Here is a 26,206-nt window from a genome sequence, read left to right as displayed (position 1 = left end):
AACACGATTGCCCCAGGCCTGCCATGCTGAATGATCCCGTCGAACTTACTGATCTGATCGCCAACACCACCTTAGGAGGGCAACTTGTCCTAGACCTAGAGATTCCTGAGTCTGACCAGAAGGCCCTAGCCATTGCTATTGAATCAGATCAAGATATTGCGGCCTGGCGGTTAATGTACGGCTATCGAGAACAGACGCAGCGATATCCGGTCATTACAACATTGTGGGGAGCCTACTCGCAAAATTGGGCCCAGGATGTGCGGATGGCTGACTTATTTTCTCGTTTTTACTATCAAGAAGAAGCTGAGGCCAGGGGGCACAATGCCATTTCTCCTAATCAGATTATTGCCAGGGTGCCTGAAGTCGATCTAGAACCCTTGTTGTCCAGTGAACCTGCCCTCACAGATCAGGACTGGGAGGCGGAACTGAGTTATGGCCTGGCTACCACCACAAGGGTTCTCGGACAAGCTCCTAGCCCAACCGAACTGCAAGCCTTCCAGGCCAATCTGCCAATCCGCTCCCACAAAGCCCTAGAACAATGGTTATGGAATTGGGAAATTAACTACTCTCTGGAGCAAGAAATAACCCCTGAAATTAACACCAGCTATCTAGATTGGTTTGAATCGGGAATGATGAAAGCTCTGGTACTCTTGCCCACCCCGAATAGTTGGGAATGCCTCGCCTATTTACATTGGTTTGGAGCCTGCCAAGTGGGAAGTGACGTGGCGATGACCTTCTTAAAACGCTGGCAGGAGCAGTATCAAGCAAACCTGGTTTGTCACTATGGCACAATGTTGCAATTCCAAGTCGGTCAGCCTCCCCAAACCCCAGCAGAAGCTTGGCAACTGGCCTGGGAACAGTACACCCTTGCGCCTTATACCTTGGATGCTTCTGGTATTGCCCCCCGTCATCAAGCCCATGCTCTTTTACATCTTGACCGTTGGTTTCTCCATGAGCGTCCCTAGGGATGGCACTAAGAGACGGAACTAACGGGCTGGGCCATTTTTTCGACTTGCTTGGCCTGGTCATCCCGGAGACGTTGGGCATAGAACGAAGCCGCCTCATCGCCGCGGGCGCAATCTTGAGCAAATTGAATCAGGTGATGTCCGACTACGCCCACATGAATCAAACCTTCAATGTCGCCCTGCTTCAAGGCAGGCCAGGCCAGTTTCCAAAAAGTATCTCGATAGCTGCCCGTAATCCCAATATTCCAAAGGATATTTTTCATCAACCGTAAGCCCTTGAGAATATTTTCCCGATTGACTCGGGCTGGGCTGGCCGGAACCGCAATCCGATTCGGATAGGTATGCTCCATTTGATAGGCAAACCGCTCATAGAGAAATTCCGGCTCATAGGCTGTGGTAATCGTCTGCCGCCACATCTCCACCACGTCTTCGTAGGGCATGAGAAACTCGACATTAGATTCCCGCGATTCATCGTCATTGAGCCGTCCCTCTGCTTCTAACCGCCGCCATAAAGGAGTCCGGGGCAGGGCATGGAGCAGGTTAATCGTCAGGGTCGGCATTTGGGAAGCGCGAATAAACTCGAGAATCCGCTCTCCGGTTTGGGGCGTATCCGTATCCAGGCCAATGATGATTCCTGAAACCACTTCCATGCCGTATTTGTTCAGGGTTTGGATGGCCTGGAGGATGGGCATACTCAGGTTCTGGTCTTTATTAATCCCGCGCAGAGCTTCCGGTTCCGGCGTTTCAATCCCACAGAAAACCGTACAGAAATAGGCCTCTCGCATCATCTCCAAAAGCTTGGGACTTTGGGCAATATTGAGGGTCGCTTCACAGGCAAATTGGATTGGATAGCCGCGATCTTTCTGCCACTGGATCAAATGCGGGAGTAATTCCGTCACCGCCCGGCGGTTGCCAATGAAATTATCATCGACAAAATACACAGCCCCTGGATTACCGGAAGCCAGCATATTGTCCAGTTCAGCCGTAATTTGTTGGGGGGTTTTTAGGCGCGGGTTGCGGCCATAGAGTTCGGGGATGTCACAAAATTCACAGCGAAACGGGCAACCACTGGAAAATTGAACACTACCCAAAAAGTAATTCCGCATATTCACCAGATGATAGGCCGGTGTCGGAAACTCGTTCAGGGGCAGCCGGGCTGCGGTTTCTAGAATCATCTGCTCAGTCGGCCGCTGTGAGCCAAATTCGTCAATGTAGGTCAGCATTTTGTCCGTGGCATCCCCCAATTCGCCCAGATGCAAAATATCCACATCCGGATAGTAGCTAGGACAAGCGGAAACTGAGGGGCCACCGAGGCACGTGAGTTTTCCGTGGCGGTGGGCAATAGCGTTAATATTATTAATTTGTGGCCGTTGAATGTGCATCCCGCTGGTAATCACCACATCAGCCCAGGCGTAGTCAGCATCAGTTGCCGCTTGAACATTCTCATCAACCAGGCGGACATCCCAGGACTCTGGCAAATAGGCAGCAACCAGTAAAATTCCCTGGGGTGGCATAAAGGCCCGCACAGTTCCCATCAACCCATAGGCGTAGTGAAAGGTACCAAACGACCGACTGTAGCGGGGAAAGATACAGAGAATCCGGCGATGGTTTTTGGGTGTGAAGGGTACTCTCCCCCCAGTCATTTCGGGAACTAAGCGTAATTCATCATTGACACTGGGTTGTGGGGCAGTGGTAACAGTCATGGAGAACTCCGGCACACAAGAATCAAACGGGCTGGGAAATTAGGCCAAAAACGACCCAAGGCATTGATCAGCAAGGAATCTAACTTATTATGACCATCTCCGGTAAAAAAGATCAGGCTCAGTGGGCGGTTTTCCCTGTTACTCGGCTGCCTAGGTTGCGGGACTGTTTTGCTGCGATTAATGTTTCCCAACCAATTTTTCTTGGCCTGGGCATCTTAGTTTCAAGGCTCTAGCTCTAAACTTGAAGACTGGACTCAAGAATCCAAAGATTCCAAACATTTAAGCTCCACGCATGGATGCTTGACCTATGGCTTTATTTTATAGTCAGATAACAAGATTTTTTCATGAAAAACTTATTGGATCTGGTATCTGGAAAGTTTCTGTATAATCTCTAGTTAGACCTCTGAATCTAGTGACAGGAAATCCACCTTGAGGTAAAAATAGCTACCATCAAAATTTTGTTAAATTTTAAGAAGATAGGGATTGAAGTGATATGCTAATATGCCTAATAGGTGGGATGAGACGTGGCACAGGCTACGTGAGTGGATAAATGGTCAGACTTCCTCGGAGCGATTAGCAGCACAAATCTTACTCCACGAAGGCTATGAAAGCTTGGATCCTAGCCATCCATTAGCCGGTAAAGATGGTAAAAAAGATGCTCTTTCCAAGAAAGATGGTCAGCAGTGGATTATGGCTGTCTATTTTCCAAGAGGTCAGAAAGATTGTAAGGAAATAAAGGACAAATTTCTCAGTGATCTAGAGGGTGTAAATACCAACAACACAGATGCATTGGTATTTGTAACTAATCAAGAACTCCGGCTTGCAGAGCGTCAAGAACTCCACAAATCTGCTGAGAATATATAGCAGTCCGTCTTGATTTGTGAGAATGATTGATCATCGTAGGCCCTAACAAGGAATACCCCCTCATTAAGTCTAGGCTGGAATCAAAAGTTTACAAGCACAAATAATTCCATACTAATCTCACGAATCATTACTTTTGCTATATCTGTTGAGCTATTTCACTTAGAGAGAATCACTGCAATTCTTGAAAAGCCTGAAACGCACAGCATCCGAAAACAGTTTCTCGGCATAGATTTTAGGGATGCATCTACTCCTCAAGTTGTAACTGTATATAACCAGTCAACACCTCAGATTTAAGAGAAGATCAGAAACAGAACTAGAACTACTTATCGCATTAATCCTGTCACTGGAACACGGGAAATTCTTGCTATAGAGCTTGATTATTAATTTCAGTTGAGGTCTAACAACGCCCATGCACCTGACCATTGAAAGTTCATTTATTAGCGTTCTAGGTTATTTGCGGCAGGTGATGGACACCGTTAGATTAACAAAGCCAGAGGAAGCTTATTTTTCTGGATAGATATGGATGTAAATGATGAGCGACTTTTCAAGTTAACGATTAGATTCTTTCTTGGAAACAAGGCTTATCATATTGCCAGTCTGGCACATACAGAAAAATGTAGAAAACAGTGATCCAGAAAAGCTATAAAAAAAGTTATCGGTGAAATTAAGGATATTGATGCCACAACAAGGTATGAAGAGCAAATCGCTTTTTGAATCGTCTTATTGGTCTGTTCTTGGGTTTGGTTACTCTCAAAGCAAGCAATCTTTCTACACGGATTATGAGCCGACTTCCCTCTTTAATGCGTACCACGAATCTCTTAAAGTGCCGCCCCTCTCAGAATTAGGCTGTGTACCGTTGCATTGGTTCAAAGTTGATCAGGGATTGCCCGAATCAATGCCGCCCCATGAGACGTTATTGCTTCATCCATCGTGTTTCCAGGCCCCTCTGCCCGCATGGTAGTTCATCGTAAGGGCTGTAGCGCATATATACTTCGCAAATTATATTAAGTTTTGTCTGCAGGTTGCTCTCATAATTGGCAAACTGTTAAATTAGATACAGAAACAGTCGTTCATCTCCATTTTTGGAAGACGGAAGTAGGGATTATCCCGAAGGAACGCGCCTCATGATTAATAATCTTCCCTAGCATAATTTGAGGTGATTTTATGAAACTGACCTATCGTGGCGTAACCTATGAGGTCAATCCCGCCCACCTGAATGTTAAAGAAACGGCCGCAGTTGCCCACTACCGGGGAGCCGAATATCATCCCCACCAGGCCCTCAACCCTCCTGCCCCCAAAGACCAAGGGATTGTTTATCGGGGTGCAGAATATCATCCCAACCTTACCTTCAGCTTCTAAGGGGTAATTTCCTCCCCGATTTCTGGCGTTACCCATCGACCACTGACTAAAAAGCAGATTAGAACGAACTTTTAATCCCTTTGCGAGTTCAGATCAGTCTGGGTAACGCCATTAAGCTAGGGTTTAACGTCTTCTAGTTGGGTTTTGGGCGATGGGTTGAGGTGACATGGAGTTCTTTGAGTTGTTGACTCGCAACATTCGCAGGTGCTCCCGTGAGTAAACACCGAGCCTGTTGGGTTTTGGGGAAGGCAATGGCATCCCGAATGGAGTCTTCACCTGCCAAGAGCATGACTAACCGATCCAATCCGTAGGCAATTCCCCCATGAGGCGGTGTACCATATTCAAACGCTTCGAGTAAAAAGCCAAATTTGTCGTGAGCTTCTTCGGGCGTTAATCCGATGGTTTCAAAGACCTGTTCTTGTAAGTCTGACTGATAAATCCGCACACTACCGCCGCCAATTTCAAAACCATTCAAGACTAAATCATAGGCCTGGGCTTTCGCAGTTTTGAGGTCTTTAATATCTTCCGGGCGAGGAGCGGTAAAGGGATGGTGGAGAGCCTCTAGGCGTTTTTCCGTTGGGTTCCACTCAAACATGGGGAAATCCACAACCCACAGCAGATTGTTGCGATTGGCATCTATCAGGCCAAATTCTTTGCCAACCACTTGCCGTAAGCGATCCAGGGTTTTATTGACGGTATTGGTTTCCCCTGCCCCAAACAGGAGTAAATGCCCCGATGTGGCTCCAGTCCGGGCGAGAAGTTCTGTTTTTTGCTCTGGACTGAGGTTATCCTTAATCGCGCCAATGGTGTCAATGTCCCCGTTTTCGCGCACCCGGATATAGGCTAACCCTTTGGCTCCAGCAGTTGTGGCTTCTTGGAATAAATCACCACCGGGCTTAATGCGAACATTGGAGATTTGCTCATTTCCGCCAGGAATTGGGAGAATTTTGACGATTCCACCACTGGCCACGGCCTGGGAAAAGACCTTAAATCCCGAATCTTTGAGGATATCCGAGACATCCACTAATTCCAGGCCAAAGCGAGTGTCGGGTTTATCGGTGCCATAGCGATCTAAGGCTTCAGCATAGGTTAGGCGGGGGAAGGGGCGGGGGAGTTTAAGGCCTTTGATCGTTTCAAAAATGTGGCAGACTAGGCCCTCATTCAAAGCTAGAATTTCTTCCTGATCTAGGAAGCTCATTTCCATATCCAACTGGGTAAATTCTGGTTGCCGGTCAGCCCGGAGATCTTCATCCCGAAAGCAACGGGCAATTTGATAATAGCGGTCACAGCCGGACACCATTAGCAACTGCTTAAATAACTGGGGCGACTGGGGCAAGGCAAACCATTCACCGGGATTAACGCGGCTGGGGACAAGATAATCTCTGGCTCCTTCTGGTGTAGAGCGCGTGAGTAAAGGGGTTTCAACTTCTAAAAACTGTTCTTGATCTTCGAGATAACGGCGGATGGCTTTGACGACTTGGTGCCGCAATTGCAGGTTTTGGGCCATCCGTTCTCGGCGCAAATCTAAATAGCGATACCGCAGCCGTAATTCTTCTCGGACTGATTCATGTTCAGCGGTGGACACTTGAAAGGGGAGTTGTTTGCGGACGGGGTTGAGGAGTTCAATCGTTTCAGCATAAATTTCAATCTCCCCAGTGGGTAGTTTTGGATTCAAAGAATCAGCCGGCCGTTGACTCACCCGCCCAACAATTTTGACGACATATTCACTGCGGAGTTTATCGGCCTGGGGGTAAGACTCTGGGGTACGTTGGGGGTCACTGACAATTTGGACTAGGCCAGTCCGATCCCGTAAATCTAGAAAAATAACTCCCCCATGATCTCGCCGCCGATCTACCCAACCAAAGAGGGTCACGGTTTTATCAACATGGCTTAAACGTAAATCAGCACAATAATGGGTTCGCATGATGGCAATGGCCTGGGGGATTGGAACATCCAAAAAAGAACAGCCTTCCCATTATCGCAACTGACCAGGCCAAAAGCTTGCTCTCCTGAGAATTTGTCATCAACATCTTCAGGGTGAGAAATCCGAGCCATAGTGGCCTGCTTAACCAGATGTGCCGAGTTCCTCAGTTTGTTGGGCTAGTTGTTGATCGAGACGGCGTTTACGGGCATAGAGTTGAATGATCACAGCAAAAAGAATGATCGTCCCACCAATCCCAATCACCGTTGCATTCACCGGCAAGGTATTTTTGAAAATCGCCAAGAGAACAATTAAACCCAAAAGAATAGTCGGAATTTCATTGATCCGGCGCATTTGAATGCTGTTAAAGGGGCAGGTATCTGTATTAAGTTGCTTGATCAACCGGCCACACCAATGATGAAACCCCAATAACAAGACCACCAACAAAAGCTTGATATGCAGCCAGGTGTCATGGAGTAAAGAGGTTTGCAGCCCAATCATCCCAATGGCCATTGCAATCGTAAAAATCATCGCCGGATTCATGATCAACTTGTAAAGTCGTACTTCCATCCGGTTATATTCTTCTTTGAGGGCAGATTTAATCGGTTCCGGCTTCTCTTGGGCTTCAATGTGATAGACAAATAACCTGGGTAAATAGAACAGTCCCGCAAACCAGGCCACGAACCCAAGAATATGAAATGACTTAAACCAGAGATAGGCCATAACTCAGCACTCAAATAAACAAAAGCAGGAGTTTATAAATTCGTTGGTTAAAAAGTTACCCTTGGATCCTACCAAACCCGGCCGGGGGGAGTTCACCGCCTCAGCAATTGTTTACAGAGGAGTTTTGGGTGGATGCTTCCGAGAACATATCTCAATGGGTTCAGAGCAGTCCCAACTTGGCCAAGACTGGCTTGGTACTGACAATATGCTTACCCAGGCCCAGTTCAGCGGGTGAGACTCCTAAGGCCAAGGCCACTAATTGGGGTAAATGTAAAATCGGCAAATTTAGTTTTTCGCCAATGGCCCGCTCAATTTCTGGTTGGCGCGAATCCAAGTTCAGGTGACACAAGGGACAAGGGGTAACAATACAATCGGCTCCGGCATTAATAGCAGCTTTGATCCGGGTTCCGGCCATTTCAAATGAGGCCTGGGTGGCGTAGCTAGAGAGGGGCCAACCACAGCATTGTGTCCGGTCGTGATAGTCCACAGGAGTGGCCCCCACCGCGGTAAACACCTGTTCCAAGGACTGGGGATGAATCGGATCATCAAAGGGTAAGGTTTTTTGGGCCCGCAAGAGATAGCAACCATAGAAGGAGGCGCACCGCAATCCAGTCAAGGCCCGCGTGACTTTTTGAGCCAATGCCTCCAGGCCCAAATCCCCCACCAAGGCCCAGAGAATATGCTTGACTTCTGTGGAACCGCGATAGGGACTACAGCTCTGTTCTTGCAGTAAGCCATTAATTTGGGCCACATAGTCCGGTTGGCTGGTTTGCATCTCCTTGAGCCGTTCATCCACATGGCCAATCACCCCTTGACAGGTGCTGCAATGGGTTAGGAGGGGCAGATTTAGGGATTCAGCCAAGGCAATATTGCGGGCATTGACCGTATCTTCGAGGAGCCAGGAGTTTTCTTTGAAAGTCCCAGACCCACAGCAGGAGGCTTGCTTCAGTTCAATCAGTTCAATTCCCAAGGCCTGGGCTAAGGAAAGGGTAGATAAATGCAGTTCTCGACAAGCCCCCTGAGCCACACAACCTGGATAGTAGGCATAACGCAGCGTTACCGCAGTCGGGGCAGTCATCACAATCATAGCTAAGGGCCTGGCAGAGGAATCTTTGATTATCTTAGTCTGGCCGCTGACCTAGAGACTTCAGGATGGGGTGCTAGAGTTCGCCAATATCCTCCGACCACAGCGCGGGATTAGCCGTAATAAAGTCACGCATTAGTTGTTTGCATTCCGATAAGTCCAAATCAATCACCTCAACCCCGTGGGCTTCCATAAACTCTCTGGCTCCCGGAAAGGTGGCTGATTCTCCGGCGATGACTTTTTTAATCCCAAACTGGACAACGGCCCCCGCACAGAGATAACAGGGCATCAGCGTGGAGTACAAAACCGTATCTCGATAATGGCCAATCCGCCCCGCATTTTGGAGACAGTCAATTTCCGCATGAATAATCGGATTGCCCCCCTGCACCCGTTGATTATGCCCCTGGCCAATGATTTCCCCCTGCCGGACGAGGACTGAGCCAATGGGAATCCCCCCTGTTGCTAATCCCTGCCGGGCCTGGTCAATTGCGGCGGCCATAAACTTGTCCATGTCCGTAAACTCCCTCGATAAAGCCAAGATTCCAGTTGATTAGCAGCAAGCAACCCTGAAATTTGTAGGAATATTTTATGACAGTCTGCTCCAACTCGGTGGTCCTTTGGCTAGGGGCGATCTGTAACCAGATTGCCAGGCCTGGAGCCGAACCGATACAACTAAAGTAACCCCTGCATCAACTTTAGTATTCTAGGAAATCATCTGTGTCTGTCACTATCTGCCCTGTCCCCCCGGATCAACGCCCGATCAACGAATTCCAGGCCCTCCAGGAGTCCTGGTTCTTTGGTTGGTCAACCACGGGAGATTGGAAATTTTGGCGGTGGATGCTCTTGCTTTGGGTATTGCCTTGGTTAATTTCCGCGCCCGTAGCCGCCAGTAGTTTCCCCTGGGAAGATTATCCGTTGATCTTTCTGTTAACAGCAGCAGCAGGGGCCAATGTTGCCTTGAGTTTGGTGGTCTTACGGCTCTATTTAGGCTGGGGCTACGTGGGTCAGCGGCTCTGGGGGGAAACGGTTATCTATGAAGAAACAGGTTGGTATGACTGCCAGGCCTGGGAGAAGCCGCCGGAAGAACTGGCTAAGGATCGTCTGATTGTCACCTATCAAGTCAGTCCGATTCTGAAGCGGTTAGGGCAGGTGTTACTGGGCATCGGCGGGGTGACTTTAACCGAAATTGGCCTGGTGATCTGGCTGTATCCTTAATCCCCATTGGCTTGATGAATATGGCTCAAAATATTCTGAGCTAACTCTTTGGCCAGGGAGGGAATTTGGAACCCATCCAGCAATTCCACCGCAAAGGCTCGGATCAGCAAATCTCTGGCTTGTTGTAAATCTAAGCCCCGACTTTGTAGATAAAACACATCATCTTCCGCTAATTGACTCACAGTGGCCCCATGGGAGCATTTGACATTATCGGCCACAATCTCCAGTTGGGGTTTGGTATCAATCCGGGCTTTAGGGGACAGGAGCAAGTTTCGGCTTAACTGTGAAGCATCGGTCATCTGGGCAGCTTGAGGAACAACAATTTTGCCATTGAACACGGCCCGGGCCCGCCCCCCGACAATGTACTTATTGACCTGTTGGCTACTGCAATGGGGTGCAGAAAAGATCAAAGAGGAATGGGTATCAGCCAGTTGGTTAGCGGTGGCGACTGTCAGGCCTTCCAAAATGGTTGTCGTTTCGGGGCCATTGCTGTTGACATCCCAATTGTGCCGTGAGAGTTGGCCGCCCCAGGTGATGGCATGGCCGCTGTATTGACTGTGCTGGGCCTGGGAGATCACTGTTTTACCGATGTGGAGAGCGGTTGGAGCCTGGCGTTGGATGCGAGTGTGATCCAGTTCGGCCTGGTTGCCCAAATAAATTTCTGTGACTGCATTGGTTAAGGCGGTATCCATTTCCCCAGAAATATAATCTTCCACAAGGGTCAAGGAACTGCCAGGCTGGAGAACCACTAAAACCCGTGGACTGATCAGCGTGGCCTGGGGGGCAGTCGTCAAAAATACTAGATGAATCACAAATCCTGGACAGACTTTTGCACCGACTTCAATGGTTAACACATCGCGGCAGGAGGCCGTATTTAGGGCGGTAAAGACTTCCTCACGGCCGGGGAGTTGTCCCAAAAGAGCGAGGGTTTCTGGGCGGGCTTGGGCTAGATTACCGACCATCACTCCAGCATGGGAATTCCCCACATCCGACAAGTCCGGCGCATAAACTCCATTCACTAGCACCATCCGCAGATGTTTCTCAGCAATCCGCTGGGTGGGTAATGTGGCTAAATCTGGGGGGTGGGCCGGGGGGGAAAACGGGGCCTGGGTGATCAAGCTCAAATCCGTAAACCGCCATTCTTCTTGTCGGGTTGTGGGGATAAATTGCTCGTGTAAGGCATCCGCCGCAGTTTGGCGTAATTGCCCGAGGGTGGCCAGGCCTGCTTGCCCCAAAACAACTTCATCTAGCTCTTGCCGAAGTTTTAACAAGTCCCCTAATTGGGTCACGGTTTTATGGGCCGTTGTCACCGGACTGTCGGAATTAGCGATAACGTGCAGCATTAGGACATCACCGCCTCTTCTTCTCGCACCCAATCGTAACCCCGCGCTTCTAGTTCTAAGGCCAGTTCTTTTGGCCCCGTCAGGATAATCCGCCCGGCCTCCATGACATGGACGTAGTCAGGCACAATGTAGTCCAGTAAGCGTTGATAGTGGGTAATCAAAAGAATGCCATTCTCTGCCGTTGCCAGGTGATTCACGCCATTGGCGACAATTCGCAGCGCATCAATATCCAGGCCGGAGTCGGTTTCATCCAAAATAGCCAAGGTGGGTTCCAGGAGAGCCATTTGGAGAATTTCATTGCGTTTTTTCTCACCCCCGGAAAAGCCTTCGTTCACGCCCCGATTGAGGAAACTGGCATCCAATTTGACCACATCTAAGCGTTGGCGCACCAAGTCATCAAAATCAAATACGTCTAATTCTTCCAGGCCCTGATGGTTCCGCTTGGCATTATAGGCAACCCGCAAGAAATCCAGGTTACTGACTCCGGGAATTTCCAGGGGATATTGAAAGGCTAAAAAGACCCCCGCCCTAGCCCGTTCTTCCGGGGGCAGTTCGAGGAGGTTTTGCCCTTGATAAATGACTTCGCCACCCGTCACTTTATAGTCAGGATGCCCGGCAAGAATTTTGGAGAAGGTGCTTTTCCCAGAGCCATTCGGCCCCATAATGGCATGGACTTCCCCAGCTCGGATTTCCAGATTTAAGCCCTTGAGAATCGGGGTATCTTCCACATCTGCGGTTAACTCACGCACAGATAAAATGACGGGACTATCGGGACGAAGCACGGATTAACCTCCAAACCAGGCCTGGGAAATCACTTGGCCCACAAATTAAAGTCAGCGATAATACATTTCCCTTAGATCACTTAGTGTATCCCAAGAGATGGGGGAAGCCTGCGCCCGGCCGGGTTAGTTAATTCCCCAGCCTATCCATAGGTTCTGTCAATAGTTCATGGAGTTATGGGTCGTTAACGGGTTTGAAAATCCCGGATTGTAAACAACGCCTTGAAGGCCAGGCCATAGGAGGCAAATAACTCTTCTCCCCCACAGTCGCGGTCCACAATTCCCAAAACCGCCTTCACCCCATAGCCAGCCTCTCGGAGTCGCTCTACTGCTTTCAGTGCCGAACCCCCGGTGGTGACAACATCCTCTAGCACGGCAATTTCAGTCCCCGCGGCCAAAACCGGCCCTTCAATATAGGCGCGGGTTCCGTGGGATTTTGTTTCTTTACGAATAATCAATGCGGGTAATTGGGCTGCTGGGGGATATTCATAGGCCGAAACCACACTCACCGCCGTCACAATTGGATCTGCCCCAAGGGTTAACCCCGCCACGGCCTGGGTACTGGGAGGTAGTTCTGCCAACAGCAATCGCCCCACTAATAAGGCTCCCCTGGCTGAGAGGGTCACGGGTTTGCAGTTGATGTAGTAGCTACTTTTTTGCCCAGAAGAAAGGGTGAAATCTCCCTCCCGATAGGCCTGGGTGCGGAGAAGATGGAGCAGTTCTAGGCGCAGTTCTGAGGTCATAGCAACGGTTGAAGGCAATTACCCATATCTAGCATGATCCGGTGAGTCACGGCTGGGTTCCGGCAGCTTGGGGATGGCGATCAGAATTTTGGCTTGAGGGTTGCGGCTCTCCCCTAGGGGTCTAAACTACAATAACTTCACTTTTTGGTTTAAACACTATTGCTGTGGGAATCCATCTCCATCTCGATACCCTGGCCTATCAAAATCGTTTACGTTATTTACCACCCCAGCAAAAATTAGGGTTTGGCCTGGGAATTTTAATCTTAGTTCTCCTTTCCCATTGGCCGGTGCAGTTGTTGAGTCTGGCCTGGGTCAGTATTTGGATCCTGGTTTATGGTCGAGTCCCCGGCCGGGTTTATTACCGCTTATTGATCACCGCTTCAGGATTTTTGCTGCTGGGGCTATTGGCCTTGATGGTTAACGTTGTTCCGCTGACGGCCCTCGGTCAGATACATCAAGATGAACTATTGGGAATTCGTTGGGGCGGTTGGTATAGTTATCTGAGCCAGGAGGGAATCGTCCAGGCCTGGATCATTCTTTGTCGTGCCTTGGCCGCTATTGCCGCATTTTTATTTATCCTCTGTACGACTCCCATCACCGACCTTTTGCAGCTATGGCGGGCCTGGCACTTACCAGTGGTGCTGGCTGATTTAATGCTGTTAATGTATCGGTTTATTTTTTTGATGTTTCGGACATTGGAGGAGCTAACCCTGGCCCAACAGGCCCGCCTCGGCTATGGTTCCTGGTCTTGCCAATGGCACAGTGTCAAGCTCTTGGGGGGACAACTTCTCATTCGCTCTTTACAGCATTACCAGGCCTTTTCCTTGGGGTTAGCCACGCGGGGGTTTACGGGCGAATTTCAGGTTTGGACGGGGCGACAGTATCGGTTTTCGGCCCGCTATGGTTGGGAGGCAAGCTTGGGTGGATTAATCTTGATTGGCCTGGAAATTGGCTATCGGTATCATCGGGGGTACGGATGGCACTTTTGACATTTCAGGATGTCTCCTATCGTTATCCCTGTACCGAGGCTGTTATCCTCAAGCACCTAAATTTGGACATTCCTGCCCATAAAAAGACGGTCATTCTCGGCCATAATGGCTGCGGTAAATCAACCTTGTTATGCCTGGCCAATGGTCTTTATCGGCCGCAAACGGGAATCCTGCTCTGGCGGGGGCAACCCTTGGGATATGGTTCACAGGAACTCCGGCAATGGCGACAACGGGTAGGGCTAGCCTTTCAGAACCCTGAACACCAATTGGTCGCGGGCACGGTGGCAGAGGATATTTCCTATGGTCTTTGTAATCTCAAGCTGCCCAAACCCCAGATTGTATCCCGATTGTCCCAGGCCTTGCAGGATTTTGGCCTGGAAGCCCTCAGTGAGCGGCCCTTACATCAACTGAGTTTGGGACAAAAAAGACGGGTCGCCTTGGCCGGGGTGATGGCTTTAGAACCGGAACTTTTGCTCTTGGACGAACCCACGGCCTTTTTAGACAGCCGCCAAATCCGCCTCCTCCTAGGGGAACTGACCCGGATTGCCGAGGCCGGAACGACCATTCTGATGGCGACCCATGATTTACACTTGGCCCAGCGGTGGGCAGATTGGTTGGTGATTCTCCATCAGGGGCAGGTTGCCTTGACCGGGCCGCCCCCAGAGGTTTTCAGCAAAGTTACTGCTTTACCCGAGTTGGATCTATATCCCCCCTATTAATCATGGTCAGGGTATGGCTTAGGCGGCCGTGAGTGCGTTCACCACCTGATGCAGTTCCCCTAATAGGTGCTTATAGTGGCCGTTACTCCGGCTTTCCTGCTCCTGCTGAAGAATTTCTCGCAACCGATTCACTTGCGCTTGGATGTCGGGCACTATCTGGCGATAGACTGTTGCCTGTCCCTGCCGTTCCCAAAACGTGGTTTGATCCTGGTGAAAATTCTTTTCCTGCTCTTGCAGGTGATGATGCCATTGTTCCAATTCTCCTTGGCGTTGGGCGTAATGGGCTTGGAGTTCCCCCAACTGAGCGTGGCTGCTTTGGCATTGTTGATGAACAGCCTCGAATAGGGTCTGGAGTTGCTGGAGTTGCCCCTTCGCTTGCTGGAACAGGGCAGGGAAATCGACTTGATGGAAGTTGGGTTGCTCTTGGCGGCGATGGAGGATGTCTTCGTGTTTTTTCAAGCTATATTGCTTTTCGTAGAGGCGTTGACGTTGGCCAATCAGAGTTTGATTCAGGAGCTGATAGCTTTGCTCCTCCGATTCCAAATCCCCGGCCAACTGTAAGCGTTCAAACTCACTGACATGGCTCATTTTCAGGCGTAGTTCTTCAATGGTTTGGCGGACAACGGCGAGTTCTTCTTCCTGATCATCAACAAAGGAGGTCATGTTTTTGAGTTCTTTGCGGATGACTTCCACCAGGGCCTCAAGTTCATGGAGCGGCATGTGCAGGAGTTCGGCAAATTCAGTCCCCCCCTGTTGCTCGGCGGCTTGCTGTAATTCCTGACTGAGTTGCTCCAAGGTTTGTACCTGAGTTTGCAATCGCTGTTGCCAATCAGTCTGTTGTTGCAGGAAGTCCCCTTGGCTGTGGATTTGCTGTTGGAGTTTAACCTGCTCCGCCTCGGCCTGATGCCAACGTCGCCATTCTTGCTTGAGGGCTTCGCTGCGATGGTGAAGTTCTCCTTGAGCCTGATCCGGGGGGGCACTCTCTTCGAGCCACTGCCAGGCCTGGGTGAGTTTATCCTGCTGCTGTTGAATGATCTCTAAACAGCTATTGAGGGTGGGGGAACTGGTCAAACTGGCCTGGAGTTGTTGCACGACCTGATCGACCTGTTGGATTTGCTCAGAAGATAGGCCGGTTCCTTGACTGGCTTTGAGTTCTTCCCAGCGTTGCCGCTCGGCTTGAAACTCCTGACGGGCATTGGCGAGGGCCTGCTGTTCCCGGCTGATTTGTTCCTGGAGGGGGGTAATTTCTTCCCTGAGGCGATCCAGTTCTTCCCGTTGTTGGACAAATTCTTGGGCCTGCTGCTCGAGATCGTAGAGTTCTTCTTCCCGCCGGGTTAGCTCCTGGGCCTGGTAAACCAAAGACTGTTTCCACCCTTCAATTTCTTCTTCCTGAGTCCGAAACCGCTCCCGCAAGCGAGAAAAGTTTTGGAGAATTCCCACCAAGGGTCGGCCCGCTTCTTGCAGATGCTGGACTTGGCGGTTCGCACTCACCTCAACTAAGACGAGGGCCCCTTGGGCATATTCATTACCACCGTCCACAGGGACAACATCATCACCAGGAACAGGATTCCAACTATGCTCTGCTTGCTGGCGCGCTAAAAGTTTAAGTTCTGTGCGAGTGCCCATGAAACCTGTTTTTTTCTGCACTTCTGCCAGATATAACACGCTCTATCCCTCTGTCATCCAGGTCTGCACGTCCGCTTTGATGAAAATCTCTACCCGTATCATTTAGATAGCAATGGACATTAAAGGTTGCTGCGATCCGTTGGCTTTTGTAGGTAGTGACTTCAAGTTAAGCATCTTCCCCCTGATCCTAACTTAGATGTCAAGACCTGTTAATAGTTCCTTGATGTTTTTAGTAAAAAGTAGTGATGAGGTTTGTCCAGGCCTGAGAGAACCTGAGGTGACCCGCAAGGGAGATGTAGATTGGGTAATTTACTATTGGAAATAAAATTAAAAGATAAGCTCTTGCCATATTTTGTTTTTCGCGGTGGTATTGGAACGAGTCCCTTGCTTAAGCAAATTCGGATTAAGATAAATCCGGCTGATGAGAGGGATGATTGTATGGCGGGAAAAATTGCAGAAAAAATCAAGCAGACCTCTGACACCCCCAAACTAGAGCTATCGTTGGAGTCGGCCCCGGCCTGGACAGTGGAAGACAGTGAAAATCTCTATCGGATTACGGGCTGGGGGGAACCTTATTTCACCATCAACTCGGCCGGTCATGTCACCGTGTCCCCTAAAGGTGATCGGGGTGGGGCCTTAGACCTATTTGAATTGGTCAACTCGCTCCAGCAACGGAATATTGGCCTGCCGATGCTCCTGCGCTTTTCTGATATTCTCCAAGACCGGATTGAACGGTTGAATGCTTGTTTTGCCCGAGCCATGGCCAAGTATGGGTATTCTGGGACTTACAAAGGGGTATTTCCGGTTAAGGTCAATCAGCAACGTCATTTAATTGAAGACCTCGTGCGCTTTGGCCAGCCCCATCAATTTGGCCTGGAAGCAGGATCAAAGCCGGAACTGATGATTGCCCTGGCCACCTTGAATACTCCCGGAGCCTTGTTAATTTGCAACGGCTATAAAGACCAGGCCTATATTGAAACCGCCATTCTGTCCCGCCGTCTCGGCCATACCCCGATTATTGTCTGTGAGCAACCGGAAGAAGTGGAGATGGTGATTGCCGCCAGTCGGGCCTTGGGAATTCCGCCCATTTTGGGGGTGCGGGCCAAACTGAGTAGCAAGGGGATTGGACGCTGGGGAACTTCGGCGGGTGATCGGGCTAAATTTGGCTTAACGATTCCAGAAATTCTCACCGCGGTCGAGCAACTCCGCCAGGCCGGGATGTTGGACTGTTTACAACTGTTGCATTTTCACATTGGCTCCCAAATTTCAGCGATCAGTGTCGTTAAAGATGCCCTCCGAGAAGCCGGACAAGTTTATGTGGAATTGGTCAAGCTGGGGGCCGGGATGCAGTATCTCGATGTCGGTGGGGGCCTGGGAGTCGATTATGACGGCTCCAAAACCAATTTCCATGCCTCGAAAAATTACAACATGCAAAACTATGCCAATGATGTTGTGGCCGAAATTAAAGAGGCCTGTCAAGAGCGGCATATCCCCGTTCCTACCCTCGTTAGTGAAAGCGGCCGGGCGATTGCCTCCCATCAATCGGTGTTAATTTTTGATGTTTTAGGTACCAGCCATGTCCCCCAGGCCCCGCCCACCCCTGCCCAAGAATCCGAGCATCTAATTATCCGCAACCTTTATGAAACCTACCAGGCCATTGATGTCAATAACTACCAAGAAGCCTATAACGATGCCCTCCAATTTAAAGACGAAGCCATTAGTTTGTTTAATTTTGGCTATCTCAGTTTGGAGCAACGCAGCCGGGCCGAATGTTTATTTTGGGCCTGTTGTACCCGAATTTTAGCCATTGCCCGTCAACAGGACTATGTGCCAGATGATCTGGAAGACCTGGAAAAAATGATGGCTGCCATCTATTACATCAATCTTTCTGTGTTTCAATCAGTCCCCGATAGCTGGGCCATTGATCAACTGTTTCCAATTATGCCGATCCACCGCCTCGACGAAGAACCCACTCAACGGGGCATCCTCGCGGATCTCACCTGTGATTCCGATGGCAAGATTGATCAGTTTATTGATCTGCGGGATGTCAAATCCGTCTTGGAACTCCATCCGTTTCAGCCAAACCAGCCCTACTATTTGGGAATTTTCTTAAATGGGGCCTATCAGGAAATCATGGGAAACTTACACAATCTCTTTGGGGATACCAATGCGATCCATATCCGGTTAACCCCGAAAGGCTACGAAATTGAGCATCTCGTCCGGGGCGACACGATGAAAGAAGTCCTTGGCTATGTCCAATATGATGGGGAAGACCTTTTGGAGCAAATTCGCCGCCAAACCGAGCAAGCCCTGGCCGACCAGCAAATTACCTTAGCCGAAGCCCAGCATTTATTAGAACATTACGACCAGAGTTTACGCAGCTACACCTATTTGAAAGTCCAGGCCCCATCCCCGGCAATTGTTGTTAACCCAGAGGTTTAAGGGCATTGGCTGGCCTGGGAGGATGACGAAAGACCTGCAAGAATTGTCAAGTTTTGTGTGTTTTAGCAGCGAAATCTTAAGTTAGGATTTTAGTAATCCCCCCGTTTGCGGCCGCCCCAATGCAGTTTTTTCGTCAATACATTGCGCCCTTTGTTGCTGTCCTGATTTTTGCCCTTGCCTTGGTGATTGTCAGTGCCCGGATTTTCCTACCTGAGGATATGTCTCAACCAGCCCCAGTGGTGGAAACGGAGCCTGTGCCGCAACCTGGGGATAAAATTACGCTCCTTCTCCGGGGGTTACCGCCAGAACCAGCCTGGATTTCTCTCCCCTCAATCTGGCCCTGAGCTCCTGTCCCCACAGCAGTTGAGTCCCATCATTGGCAGGTCGGTCTTCGAGAGATGGTCAGTACGGGTCGGAATCATAAAATCAAATTAGACTAGCTGATTGTTACCCAGGCCACCGAGATTAAAACTTAGGTTAGAATTTATAGGGTTTGACTTCCCTAATGGTGAACTTCAGTGATACCTTAAGACATGAAGCATCACGCATTTTTTCCGATTCACTCAGTTGTCTTAATGCCGAACTTCTATTTTATGCCGATGGTTTTGCCAATTCATGCTTAGACACCACGGCCACAGGTTTTTTTATCTATGAATCGTTCCATAGTTTTTGGGATAGTTCTGGCGGTTTACTGCGGTCAGACCGGGGTAATGCCAAGGTTAAGTTCGACTTGCGATAAATTTATTCTTTAGGATTTACTTTTGGAGGTTTCTTAATCATGTCTATTCGTTTATATGTTGGTAATTTGCCCCGGGAAACGAGTCGGGAAGAGTTAGATTCATTACTCACATCGGAAGTGGGCGATATTGGTTCTGCCAAGTTGATTACGGATCGCAAAACAGGCAAATGTCGTGGCTTTGGCTTTGTCACCGTCGAAACGGAAGATCAAGCTGATACGGTGATTGAAAAGTTGAATGGTTTTGTGTTTAAGGAAAATACCCTCAAGCTTGAGAAAGCCAACGACAAGCCCAAGGCGGAAGAAGACTCTGCCCAACCCAGTGAAGCCTCTGCTAATCCTCGCCCCAGTGGTAATCGCCGCCCCAGCAACAGTAAGGGCAAAAATCGTCGTCCCCAAGCTGGCAACAATGGTCAAGAACTGGAATTTACCAGTAGCAGTACAGGTGATTTTGCGCCAGATCCCCGTTGGGCTGGTGAGTTGGCCAAGTTAAAGGAAATGCTCCTTGCCCAGGCCAGTAGTAAGTAATTTCTCCCAATTGCGTTGACAACCCTCAACTCTGAGTCCTAACCTGCCTAACTAGAATAAAGCTGGTATAGGTTCTGTGATGAAAACTGATTGCTGCATTGTTGGCGGTGGGCCGGCTGGGGTAATTCTCAGTTTACTTTTGGCCCGCCAAGGAATAGATGTGACGCTCCTAGAAAAGCAACGGGACTTTGACCGCGATTTTCGCGGGGATACGCTTCATCCACCCACCCTGGAACTGCTTGATCACCTGGGCCTGGCGACAGAATTGTTGCAGCATCCCCATAGCAAGCTGGATCATCTCGCCTTGCAAACCCCTGGTCACACCATTGAGGTGGTTAGTTTCCGCAATTTAAAGACCCAGTTCCCTTTTGTGGTGATGATTCCCCAGGCCACGGTCTTAGATTTTCTGATCCAAAAAGCCCGAGCCTATCCCAACTTTCACCTTGAATTAGGGGCTAATGTGCAAGAACTCATTCAAACTGATGGAGTGGTTCAGGGGGTGAAGTATCGCCAGGCCGGTCAGAGTCATGAGATCACAGCGTTGTTAACCGTGGCGGCGGATGGACGGTTTTCCCAAGTCCGGCAGTTATTGGGCCTGCAACCGCTTGTTAGTTCTCCGCCGATGGATGTGCTTTGGTTCCGGGTACCGCGTCTGGCCGGGGATGAGGCGATTGGCGTGGAAATTCGCACAGGTGGCGGCAAAATGCTAGTGGTTTTAGAGCGGCTGGATCACTGGCAACTGGGCTTAACTATTCCTAAGGGTAGCTATCAGGCCCTCCGACATCAGGGGATTAGGGCGGTTCATGATGTCGTTAACCAACTGGCCCCCGAACTGGCTGGAGCCCGCTTAAAGGATTTACAAAATTGGTCGGATATTGCCTTTTTAGCCGTTGAGTCCAGTTACTTAAAACAGTGGTATGTCCCAGGCCTGGTTTTAATTGGGGATGCGGCCCATGTCATGTCTCCCGTAGCAGGGGTGGGGATTAACTACGCCATTCAAGATGCGATGGCCTGTGCTAAATACCTGACTCAACCCCTAAAATCTGGGCAGATTACCACCCAAGACTTAGGGGCCATCCAAAAACAGCGGTTTCTCCCCGTGCGTCTAATTCAAACCCTTCAAGCGGTAATTCAAAAACAAATTATCTCCCCTGCCCTCCAACCTGGCCAAAGCGTTAGGCTGCCCTTGCTGCTCAAATTGCCCTTGGTGAAGCAACTATTGGCCCACGTTCTCAGTTATGGCCTTTGGCCTGTCCAGCCAGAAAACTAAGGATTCGTTTTTATCACATTATTTTCTAACGGCAACCCGGCCTGGTCAAAGGATTCATCGGCGGGGAGTCAACCCACTTAAATCATCTCGCCCGCTGGCTAAAAACTAAATTAAACCCTATCCCCTGGTGCTAACATCAGAAATTCTCCCTCTGGTCGCTCTATGCTCTCTGACTCTGGATGGTTAACATAGCCATTTGTAGTTGCAATAGTCATTAGATGATCTAAACAATCTCACTATTCTGATTGAGGAGCCGCCCAATACTAACAAACCGAGGCAAAAGCGGAGATTATCCTAGACTTTCAGCACATAATATTCTCGTAATTGAGGACAGATTGCTTTATAATGGTTATCTTTGTGTTGCTTGATACTAAAATCTTGGATACTCCCGTTAGGAATCAATATGGCCAGTAGTTTTTCCTTTGATATTGTCAGCGACTTTGATCGACAGGAGTTAGTGAATGCCGTGGATCAAACAGTTCGAGAAATTAAAAGCCGCTACGATCTCAAAGACACAAAAACTATCGTAGAGTTGGGCGCAGAGACAATTACCATTAATACCGACAGTGAATTTACTCTAGATGCGGTTACTACAATCCTGCAAACCAAGGCTGCTAAACGCAACTTATCCTTAAAGATTTTTGACTATGGCCCCATTGATCCAGCAGCGGGGGGGCGTGTTCATCAAGATATCCAACTGCGGCGGGGGCTAAGTTCGGAGTTGGCCAAGGAGATTAGTAAGTTAATTCGGACAGAATTTAAAAAGGTACAGCCGAGTATTCAAGGGGATGCAGTCCGGGTTGTGGCCAAATCTAAGGATGATTTGCAGGGGGTGATTCAACGGCTTAGGGAAGAGGATTATCCAGCCGCCTTACAGTTTGTAAACTATCGTTAATGTTAGGCCCTTAGTGGCTGGTATGAGCAAATCTCAGAGTCCCGGTGGGGAGAGGTCTTCATGTTTGGTCGGTTTTCCTTAAGTACGCTGGGCCTGGTGGTGGGTTCCATTTTGACCGTGATTGGATTTATTGCCTATGGTACGGGTAATGCCACCTTAAACTTGGCAGGATTTTTCTATGGCGTTCCCTTATTGTTGGGGGGCCTGGCCTTAAAAGCGGCTGAACTGCAACCCGTCCCCTACAGTCAACCCACGGCCCCAGATGTCCTGGCCTTGCGAGAGACCCAGGCCACGCCGATCCAAACCCAAATCCGGAAAGATGTCACCCGCTATCGTTACGGTCAAGATGCCCATTTGGATAGTTCTCTGAATGCGTTGGGGTTAAGTCCTTCCGATGATGAGCGGCCGATCCTGGCGGCAATCCGGGAAGAACTGATCCATGGAGCCTATGCCTTAATTCTAGAATTTGATTCCTCGGCGATTGAGTTTGAGGTTTGGCAGCAGAAGCACGATAAGATCACCAAGTTTTTTGGCCCCAATATTGCCATTCAATTAACTCAACCCCAGGCCGAACGGGTGGAAGTGGCTTTAATTGCCCAGGCCTAACCTTTTGGTTCAGGAGATGTAGCGTTACACAGGCAGCTTAGGACAAATAGAATGCTAAATGTGTTACGATTCGATGCTTTCCTGCTTGCTCATCACCAGACCCTCATGGGTAACGCTATATTACAGCCTAATGGGCCGGGTCATGTTTGGGTGGCTTGGGGGGCTGATTTGGCCAGGTTTTAGCCTCGGTCTCCAATTCTGAACTGAGGGACTCTAACTCATCAGCTATATTGATTAACTCTGCATTTAAGGCTTGGGCAGTGGCATAGTGTTGGTCAAAGGCCTGGGTGGTGGCATCAAGGTTGGCAAACAATTCCCGATATTCTGGGGGTGGATTGGCGCGCCACTCTTCGTAGCTGAGATTCGGTTCCGCTGGTTTGGATAAGGGGGAGAGTAACTTTAAGGCGGTTTGCCAGGCCTGTTTGCGGCGAAAGTCGAGGGATCTTAGGCTGGGGTATTGGGCTTTAAGTTCCTTCGGGGTTCTGGCCTGGGCCTGGTCATAAACTAGTTGTTTAAGTTCAGAAAGTTTCATCACGTTAACTGCGTCAGGTCTATAAAGATGTCATTGGCCATTGGCTTGGGTGTCCCTCTCTAGCTCGGATGTGGCGAGGGGAGATTTTTTCACTCTGCGTTGAGATTTATTGGGTTCTGAGCGCAAAGGTACCCCCCTAAGCTGATTGAGTTCATTTTGTAACGCCCGATTAATTTGTTCTAGCTTAGTTACTTGCTCTCTGGCTTCATTACGTTCTCGCTTATACCGCTCCGTATGAGCTACTCGGCCGCCTAAACTTTGGTTATTCTTTCCAAGTTCCTCACGTCGTTTTTTCTCCTTTTCAAACTTCTTTCTGAGTGTTTCTACTTCTTTTAACAGTTCTGCATAGGCACTTGATTGATCACTTTCGGCCTGGAGAACTTCTTTTTCAGCTTCTAACAAAGCAATCTGTGCCTTAAGTTGTTTAATTTCAATATCTTTGCTGAACAAAAGCCGTCTGAGTTGTTCAATCCAATTCTTGTTTTCCTGATTTTGATGATTCAGTTGATCGAGTTCATGACGAATTTCTACAGACTTTTGACGAAAATAGCTGGCTCGGCGTTGAAGAACCTTGCTAGTGCATTGATACTTGATGATAGCGTAAACTCGATCTCGTTCCAGTCCCGTCAGTGTTTCAACTTCTGGTAACTTAAGCAAACTATCATAATTTGTGCATTCGTGACGGATTTCATAGGCAGGCAAATGATGATCAGATTCAATTAAATCATGATTGCGAAAGATAACTTTGTGATACCAATAATCAAAGAGCTCTTTTGTGCTTTGAATGTTTGGGACTGATTGAGGTGTGGGCATGATGATGGCAGGCAAACAGACTAATAGGTAATGGACATTTGTGATTGGGGAAATTGCTTGCGGAGGGGATCCAGGGCAGGACAAGGTTTTTTCAGATCGAATTTATAGCTTTGATGCCAATTAAAACTTGCCCAACTGAAGGGGCCATTGATTGCCGCTGACATCCATAACAAACGTTTGGCCCGGGTCATCGCCACATAGAGTAAACGATAGGCTTCGGCGGTTTTGAGCTGATTAGCCTGTTCCCAGGCCCCGTTAATATCTAGAATTGGGCGTTGGTGAACGGCACTGCGAATTTGGGCCCGCGCCACTTCCTCTAGGTTGGCATGACCGAGAAACTTGAGCGAACCCGGAACCCAAGGATTACCCGGAATGACGGTGTCATGCAAAAACGGCAGAAAGACATAATCCCAATCCAGGCCCTTGGCTTTGTGCATGGTCATAATCGTTAATTGCCGTGGTCGAATCAAGTTACTGTCGGGATCCCCTAGCTCCACCGCATCAAATTTTTCTTCACTGACAATCTCCTGCCAAATTGGGCTAATTCTGGTCCAAGTTTGTTGTCCGCCGGCCTGTTGTGCCAATTGGCTAATTAACTTATCAGCGGTGGCCAGTTCGGTTGGGTCGTATTGGAGCACATTGGCCACATAGGCAATCAGGGGATAGAGGGCTAGGTTCAAACGGGCCTGGAGGAGATTTTGACAGAGTTGTTGGGCGGCTTGTTCATCGGGTTGGGGGCCAGGATCGATTGGACTGGGAAATAAAAATAATTCCGGTTGACTGACGAGAGCATTCCAATCTTGGCGGCGGATGAGTTGACGTTCAGTGAAAATATCCAGGGCTGCTTTGAAATAGCCAGGGGAATGGGGGCGATGCAAAAAGAGGAGAATATTCAGCAGTTCAGCCGGAACATGGGAACGCCGGGCCTCGCTGCCTGTGTCGTAAACCGTAATCCCCAGGCCTGCCAAATTGGTTTTTAAGCCAAACTTTTCCGGCTGGGCTAGAACATCGGTCACAAATCGCCCCTGCTTATTTTCCCGCACCAAGACAGCGGCATTGGCCTGGGGATTTTCCGTTAGCAGTTGTCCCACCCGTGCCCCAATCAAGGCCACCGTATGGATCACATCTCTGGGCGCGTAAATTTCCAGGCCCCGGCCGGTCGCAGGTGGATTGGCATCGGGTTGGGGGTCGGCGGGAGAAACTAGCTCAATTTTCTGGGGTTGAAACGGCAATTCTGGCCCAGCCACTTGTGTCCCATTGGCCCAGGCTACGAGATAGTTTGCGGCGTCAATAATGATCTGACTAGAGCGACCGGCCTGGCTCATCGTAAAGAATCGGGATTGATCCGCACAGGCCTGGCAGAATTGGGCAAAGAAGATCGGGTCAGCCGGGGTAAAGGTGGAGTTGATGGCCTGGTTTGGATCCCCCACCCGGACAAGATTCACCAGATCGGGATCAAGCGGGTCTGTGGCTAGGATTTTGAGAAGTTCCGTTTGCAGGGGGGTGGAATCCTGGGCTTCATCTTCAAAAACCCCATAAACTTGAGTTTGCCAGTGGCTGCGGGACTCGGGATCCTCTAGCACCCGTAAGGCAGCTAAAATCATTTCATCATAGTCAATGAGTCCGCGCGCGCTGAGATGGGTTTGATAACGGCCATAGAGGTCGGCGGCAATTTCTAAAATGGGGTAGGCATCGGGATGGCCGGCGGCCAGGTTAGCCAAATCTGCCGGACTCAGGTTAGAACTTTTTGCCGCGGCAATACTGGTTTGGGCGAGTTTGGGTAAGACTTCACTCAAAAGGGTCGTCCGGCGGCGGATCAGTTCTGTTTCCTCGTATTCAGTCGCTTGGCCATCTAATAAGATCTGCCAGGCCTGGGGGTTATCCTGCTGCCACTCTTGGGCACACCGCCGCAAAATCCGACTTTTCTGGACATCAGTAATCAGAGTTGCTTGGGATAAATCCAGGCCGTGGCGGATGTTACTAGCAGCAATGTTCAGGGCTAGACCATGGAGAGTTTGCACCGAAAAACCATAGCGAGGTAGGCCCAAATTATTGAGATGCTGGCGAATTCGACTCTTAATATTCGCTGTGGCCGAGCGGGTAAAGGTGACAATCACCAGTTGCTTTTGACGATGGAGTTGGGCCTGGGCCAAGGTCATCACGGCTCCAATGGCCATCCCGTGGGATTTTCCCGCTCCCGGAACCGCTGAAACAGCCAAGGGGCCATCTAACCAATTTGCTAATTCCCGCTGCCCCGGTCGGAGAGTGTGCCGCAGTTTGGCCAGGCCAAGCTCCAATTCCCCTAAACTCGGCACAGGAGTGACTAATGTATTCACCATGATCAGGGGCCG

General features: G+C 49.5%; 25 protein-coding genes and 1 riboswitch. Of the genes, 13 read left to right on the top strand and 12 right to left on the bottom strand.

Going from position 1 to position 26,206, the window contains the following annotated elements; genetic code table 11:
- Positions 1-23 precede the first annotated feature (23 nt).
- Positions 24-965 (top strand): DUF4253 domain-containing protein, encoded by a 942-nt coding sequence (locus SYN6312_RS04635; RefSeq protein ID WP_015123703.1) that lies wholly within the window; start codon positions 24-26, stop codon positions 963-965.
- 8 nt (positions 966-973) lie between these two features.
- Here the strand turns inward: SYN6312_RS04635 and SYN6312_RS04630 are convergent, their stop codons facing one another.
- Entirely contained in the window at positions 974-2,668 is a 1,695-nt protein-coding gene (locus SYN6312_RS04630; RefSeq protein WP_015123702.1) for a B12-binding domain-containing radical SAM protein, read from the bottom strand.
- Positions 2,669-3,280: 612 nt separating this feature from the next.
- Between SYN6312_RS04630 and SYN6312_RS04625 the strand changes: the two genes are divergently transcribed.
- On the top strand, positions 3,281-3,532 hold the full coding sequence (locus tag SYN6312_RS04625; RefSeq protein ID WP_156804735.1) for a hypothetical protein: 252 nt from the start codon (positions 3,281-3,283) through the stop codon (positions 3,530-3,532).
- A gap of 1,065 nt (positions 3,533-4,597) precedes the next feature.
- A riboswitch (Glutamine riboswitch) is annotated at positions 4,598-4,654 on the top strand.
- Positions 4,655-4,696: 42 nt separating this feature from the next.
- On the top strand, positions 4,697-4,891 hold the full coding sequence (locus tag SYN6312_RS04620; protein WP_015123699.1) for a DUF4278 domain-containing protein: 195 nt from the start codon (positions 4,697-4,699) through the stop codon (positions 4,889-4,891).
- A gap of 133 nt (positions 4,892-5,024) precedes the next feature.
- Here the strand turns inward: SYN6312_RS04620 and aspS are convergent, their stop codons facing one another.
- From aspS to SYN6312_RS04600, 4 genes are all read right to left on the bottom strand, one after another.
- A complete protein-coding gene (gene aspS, locus SYN6312_RS04615; protein WP_015123698.1) occupies positions 5,025-6,815 on the bottom strand; it encodes an aspartate--tRNA ligase in 1,791 nt (596 codons plus the stop codon).
- 141 nt (positions 6,816-6,956) lie between these two features.
- On the bottom strand, positions 6,957-7,535 hold the full coding sequence (gene hemJ / locus SYN6312_RS04610) for a protoporphyrinogen oxidase HemJ (protein WP_015123697.1): 579 nt from the start codon (positions 7,533-7,535) through the stop codon (positions 6,957-6,959).
- A gap of 160 nt (positions 7,536-7,695) precedes the next feature.
- Positions 7,696-8,622 carry a CoB--CoM heterodisulfide reductase iron-sulfur subunit B family protein gene (locus SYN6312_RS04605; RefSeq protein ID WP_015123696.1) on the bottom strand — a complete coding sequence of 309 codons (927 nt, stop codon included), beginning with the start codon at positions 8,620-8,622 and terminating at the stop codon, positions 7,696-7,698.
- A 73-nt stretch (positions 8,623-8,695) separates the two neighbouring features.
- Entirely contained in the window at positions 8,696-9,130 is a 435-nt protein-coding gene (locus SYN6312_RS04600) for a nucleoside deaminase (RefSeq protein ID WP_015123695.1), read from the bottom strand.
- 206 nt (positions 9,131-9,336) lie between these two features.
- On the opposite strand from SYN6312_RS04600, the gene SYN6312_RS04595 reads away from it, so the two are divergent.
- Complete coding sequence (locus SYN6312_RS04595) at positions 9,337-9,834, top strand: CGLD27 family protein (protein ID WP_015123694.1); 498 nt, start codon at positions 9,337-9,339, stop codon at positions 9,832-9,834.
- Here the strand turns inward: SYN6312_RS04595 and sufD are convergent.
- From sufD to pyrE, 3 genes are all read right to left on the bottom strand, one after another.
- Complete coding sequence (gene sufD / locus SYN6312_RS04590) at positions 9,831-11,177, bottom strand: Fe-S cluster assembly protein SufD (RefSeq protein ID WP_015123693.1); 1,347 nt, start codon at positions 11,175-11,177, stop codon at positions 9,831-9,833. The two genes, SYN6312_RS04595 and sufD, sit on opposite strands and share 4 nt — an antisense overlap.
- On the bottom strand, positions 11,177-11,959 hold the full coding sequence (gene sufC / locus SYN6312_RS04585) for a Fe-S cluster assembly ATPase SufC (protein ID WP_015123692.1): 783 nt from the start codon (positions 11,957-11,959) through the stop codon (positions 11,177-11,179). The genes sufD and sufC overlap by 1 nt, the downstream gene beginning before the upstream one ends.
- Before the next feature lie 182 nt (positions 11,960-12,141).
- Positions 12,142-12,699, bottom strand: coding sequence for an orotate phosphoribosyltransferase (gene pyrE / locus SYN6312_RS04580; protein ID WP_015123691.1), 558 nt, complete (start codon positions 12,697-12,699; stop codon positions 12,142-12,144).
- Between the two features lie 164 nt (positions 12,700-12,863).
- On the opposite strand from pyrE, the gene cbiQ reads away from it, so the two are divergent.
- Both cbiQ and SYN6312_RS04570 read left to right on the top strand, forming a co-directional pair.
- The gene (gene cbiQ, locus SYN6312_RS04575) at positions 12,864-13,688 is read left to right on the top strand and encodes a cobalt ECF transporter T component CbiQ (RefSeq protein ID WP_015123690.1); all 825 of its coding nucleotides are present in this window, start codon (positions 12,864-12,866) and stop codon (positions 13,686-13,688) included.
- The gene (locus SYN6312_RS04570) at positions 13,676-14,407 is read left to right on the top strand and encodes an energy-coupling factor ABC transporter ATP-binding protein (RefSeq protein WP_015123689.1); all 732 of its coding nucleotides are present in this window, start codon (positions 13,676-13,678) and stop codon (positions 14,405-14,407) included. The genes cbiQ and SYN6312_RS04570 overlap by 13 nt, the downstream gene beginning before the upstream one ends.
- 18 nt (positions 14,408-14,425) lie before the next feature.
- Here the strand turns inward: SYN6312_RS04570 and hmpF are convergent, their stop codons facing one another.
- Positions 14,426-16,072: a pilus motility taxis protein HmpF gene (gene hmpF / locus SYN6312_RS04565; protein WP_015123688.1), complete on the bottom strand. Its 1,647-nt coding sequence runs from the start codon at positions 16,070-16,072 to the stop codon at positions 14,426-14,428.
- Between the two features lie 399 nt (positions 16,073-16,471).
- On the opposite strand from hmpF, the gene speA reads away from it, so the two are divergent.
- The 7 genes from speA (at position 16,472) to SYN6312_RS04530 (ending at position 22,510) form a co-directional block, all read left to right on the top strand.
- Positions 16,472-18,475 carry a biosynthetic arginine decarboxylase gene (speA, locus tag SYN6312_RS04560; RefSeq protein ID WP_015123687.1) on the top strand — a complete coding sequence of 668 codons (2,004 nt, stop codon included), beginning with the start codon at positions 16,472-16,474 and terminating at the stop codon, positions 18,473-18,475.
- A 119-nt stretch (positions 18,476-18,594) separates the two neighbouring features.
- Positions 18,595-18,819 (top strand): hypothetical protein, encoded by a 225-nt coding sequence (locus SYN6312_RS04555; RefSeq protein WP_015123686.1) that lies wholly within the window; start codon positions 18,595-18,597, stop codon positions 18,817-18,819.
- Positions 18,820-18,980: 161 nt separating this feature from the next.
- Positions 18,981-19,214 (top strand): hypothetical protein, encoded by a 234-nt coding sequence (locus tag SYN6312_RS04550; RefSeq protein ID WP_015123685.1) that lies wholly within the window; start codon positions 18,981-18,983, stop codon positions 19,212-19,214.
- 39 nt (positions 19,215-19,253) lie between these two features.
- Positions 19,254-19,739 carry an RNA-binding protein gene (locus SYN6312_RS04545; protein WP_015123684.1) on the top strand — a complete coding sequence of 162 codons (486 nt, stop codon included), beginning with the start codon at positions 19,254-19,256 and terminating at the stop codon, positions 19,737-19,739.
- Positions 19,740-19,818: 79 nt separating this feature from the next.
- On the top strand, positions 19,819-21,009 hold the full coding sequence (locus SYN6312_RS04540; protein WP_015123683.1) for an FAD-dependent oxidoreductase: 1,191 nt from the start codon (positions 19,819-19,821) through the stop codon (positions 21,007-21,009).
- Positions 21,010-21,412: 403 nt separating this feature from the next.
- On the top strand, positions 21,413-21,904 hold the full coding sequence (locus SYN6312_RS04535; RefSeq protein WP_015123682.1) for a YajQ family cyclic di-GMP-binding protein: 492 nt from the start codon (positions 21,413-21,415) through the stop codon (positions 21,902-21,904).
- A gap of 60 nt (positions 21,905-21,964) precedes the next feature.
- A complete protein-coding gene (locus tag SYN6312_RS04530) occupies positions 21,965-22,510 on the top strand; it encodes a DUF2854 domain-containing protein (protein WP_015123681.1) in 546 nt (181 codons plus the stop codon).
- Positions 22,511-22,637: 127 nt separating this feature from the next.
- Here the strand turns inward: SYN6312_RS04530 and SYN6312_RS04525 are convergent, their stop codons facing one another.
- The 3 genes from SYN6312_RS04525 to SYN6312_RS04515 are packed head-to-tail and all read right to left on the bottom strand — an operon-like array spanning position 22,638 to position 26,194.
- Positions 22,638-23,042 (bottom strand): hypothetical protein, encoded by a 405-nt coding sequence (locus SYN6312_RS04525; protein ID WP_015123680.1) that lies wholly within the window; start codon positions 23,040-23,042, stop codon positions 22,638-22,640.
- A 30-nt stretch (positions 23,043-23,072) separates the two neighbouring features.
- Complete coding sequence (locus SYN6312_RS04520; RefSeq protein ID WP_015123679.1) at positions 23,073-23,855, bottom strand: hypothetical protein; 783 nt, start codon at positions 23,853-23,855, stop codon at positions 23,073-23,075.
- Between the two features lie 20 nt (positions 23,856-23,875).
- On the bottom strand, positions 23,876-26,194 hold the full coding sequence (locus tag SYN6312_RS04515) for an ATP-dependent helicase (RefSeq protein WP_015123678.1): 2,319 nt from the start codon (positions 26,192-26,194) through the stop codon (positions 23,876-23,878).
- Positions 26,195-26,206 lie beyond the last annotated feature (12 nt).

The organism is Synechococcus sp. PCC 6312 (assembly GCF_000316685.1).
GTDB lineage: Bacteria > Cyanobacteriota > Cyanobacteriia > Thermosynechococcales > Thermosynechococcaceae > Pseudocalidococcus.
Note: the sequence above shows the minus strand (reverse complement) of the source record. Positions and strands in the feature narration are given on the sequence as shown.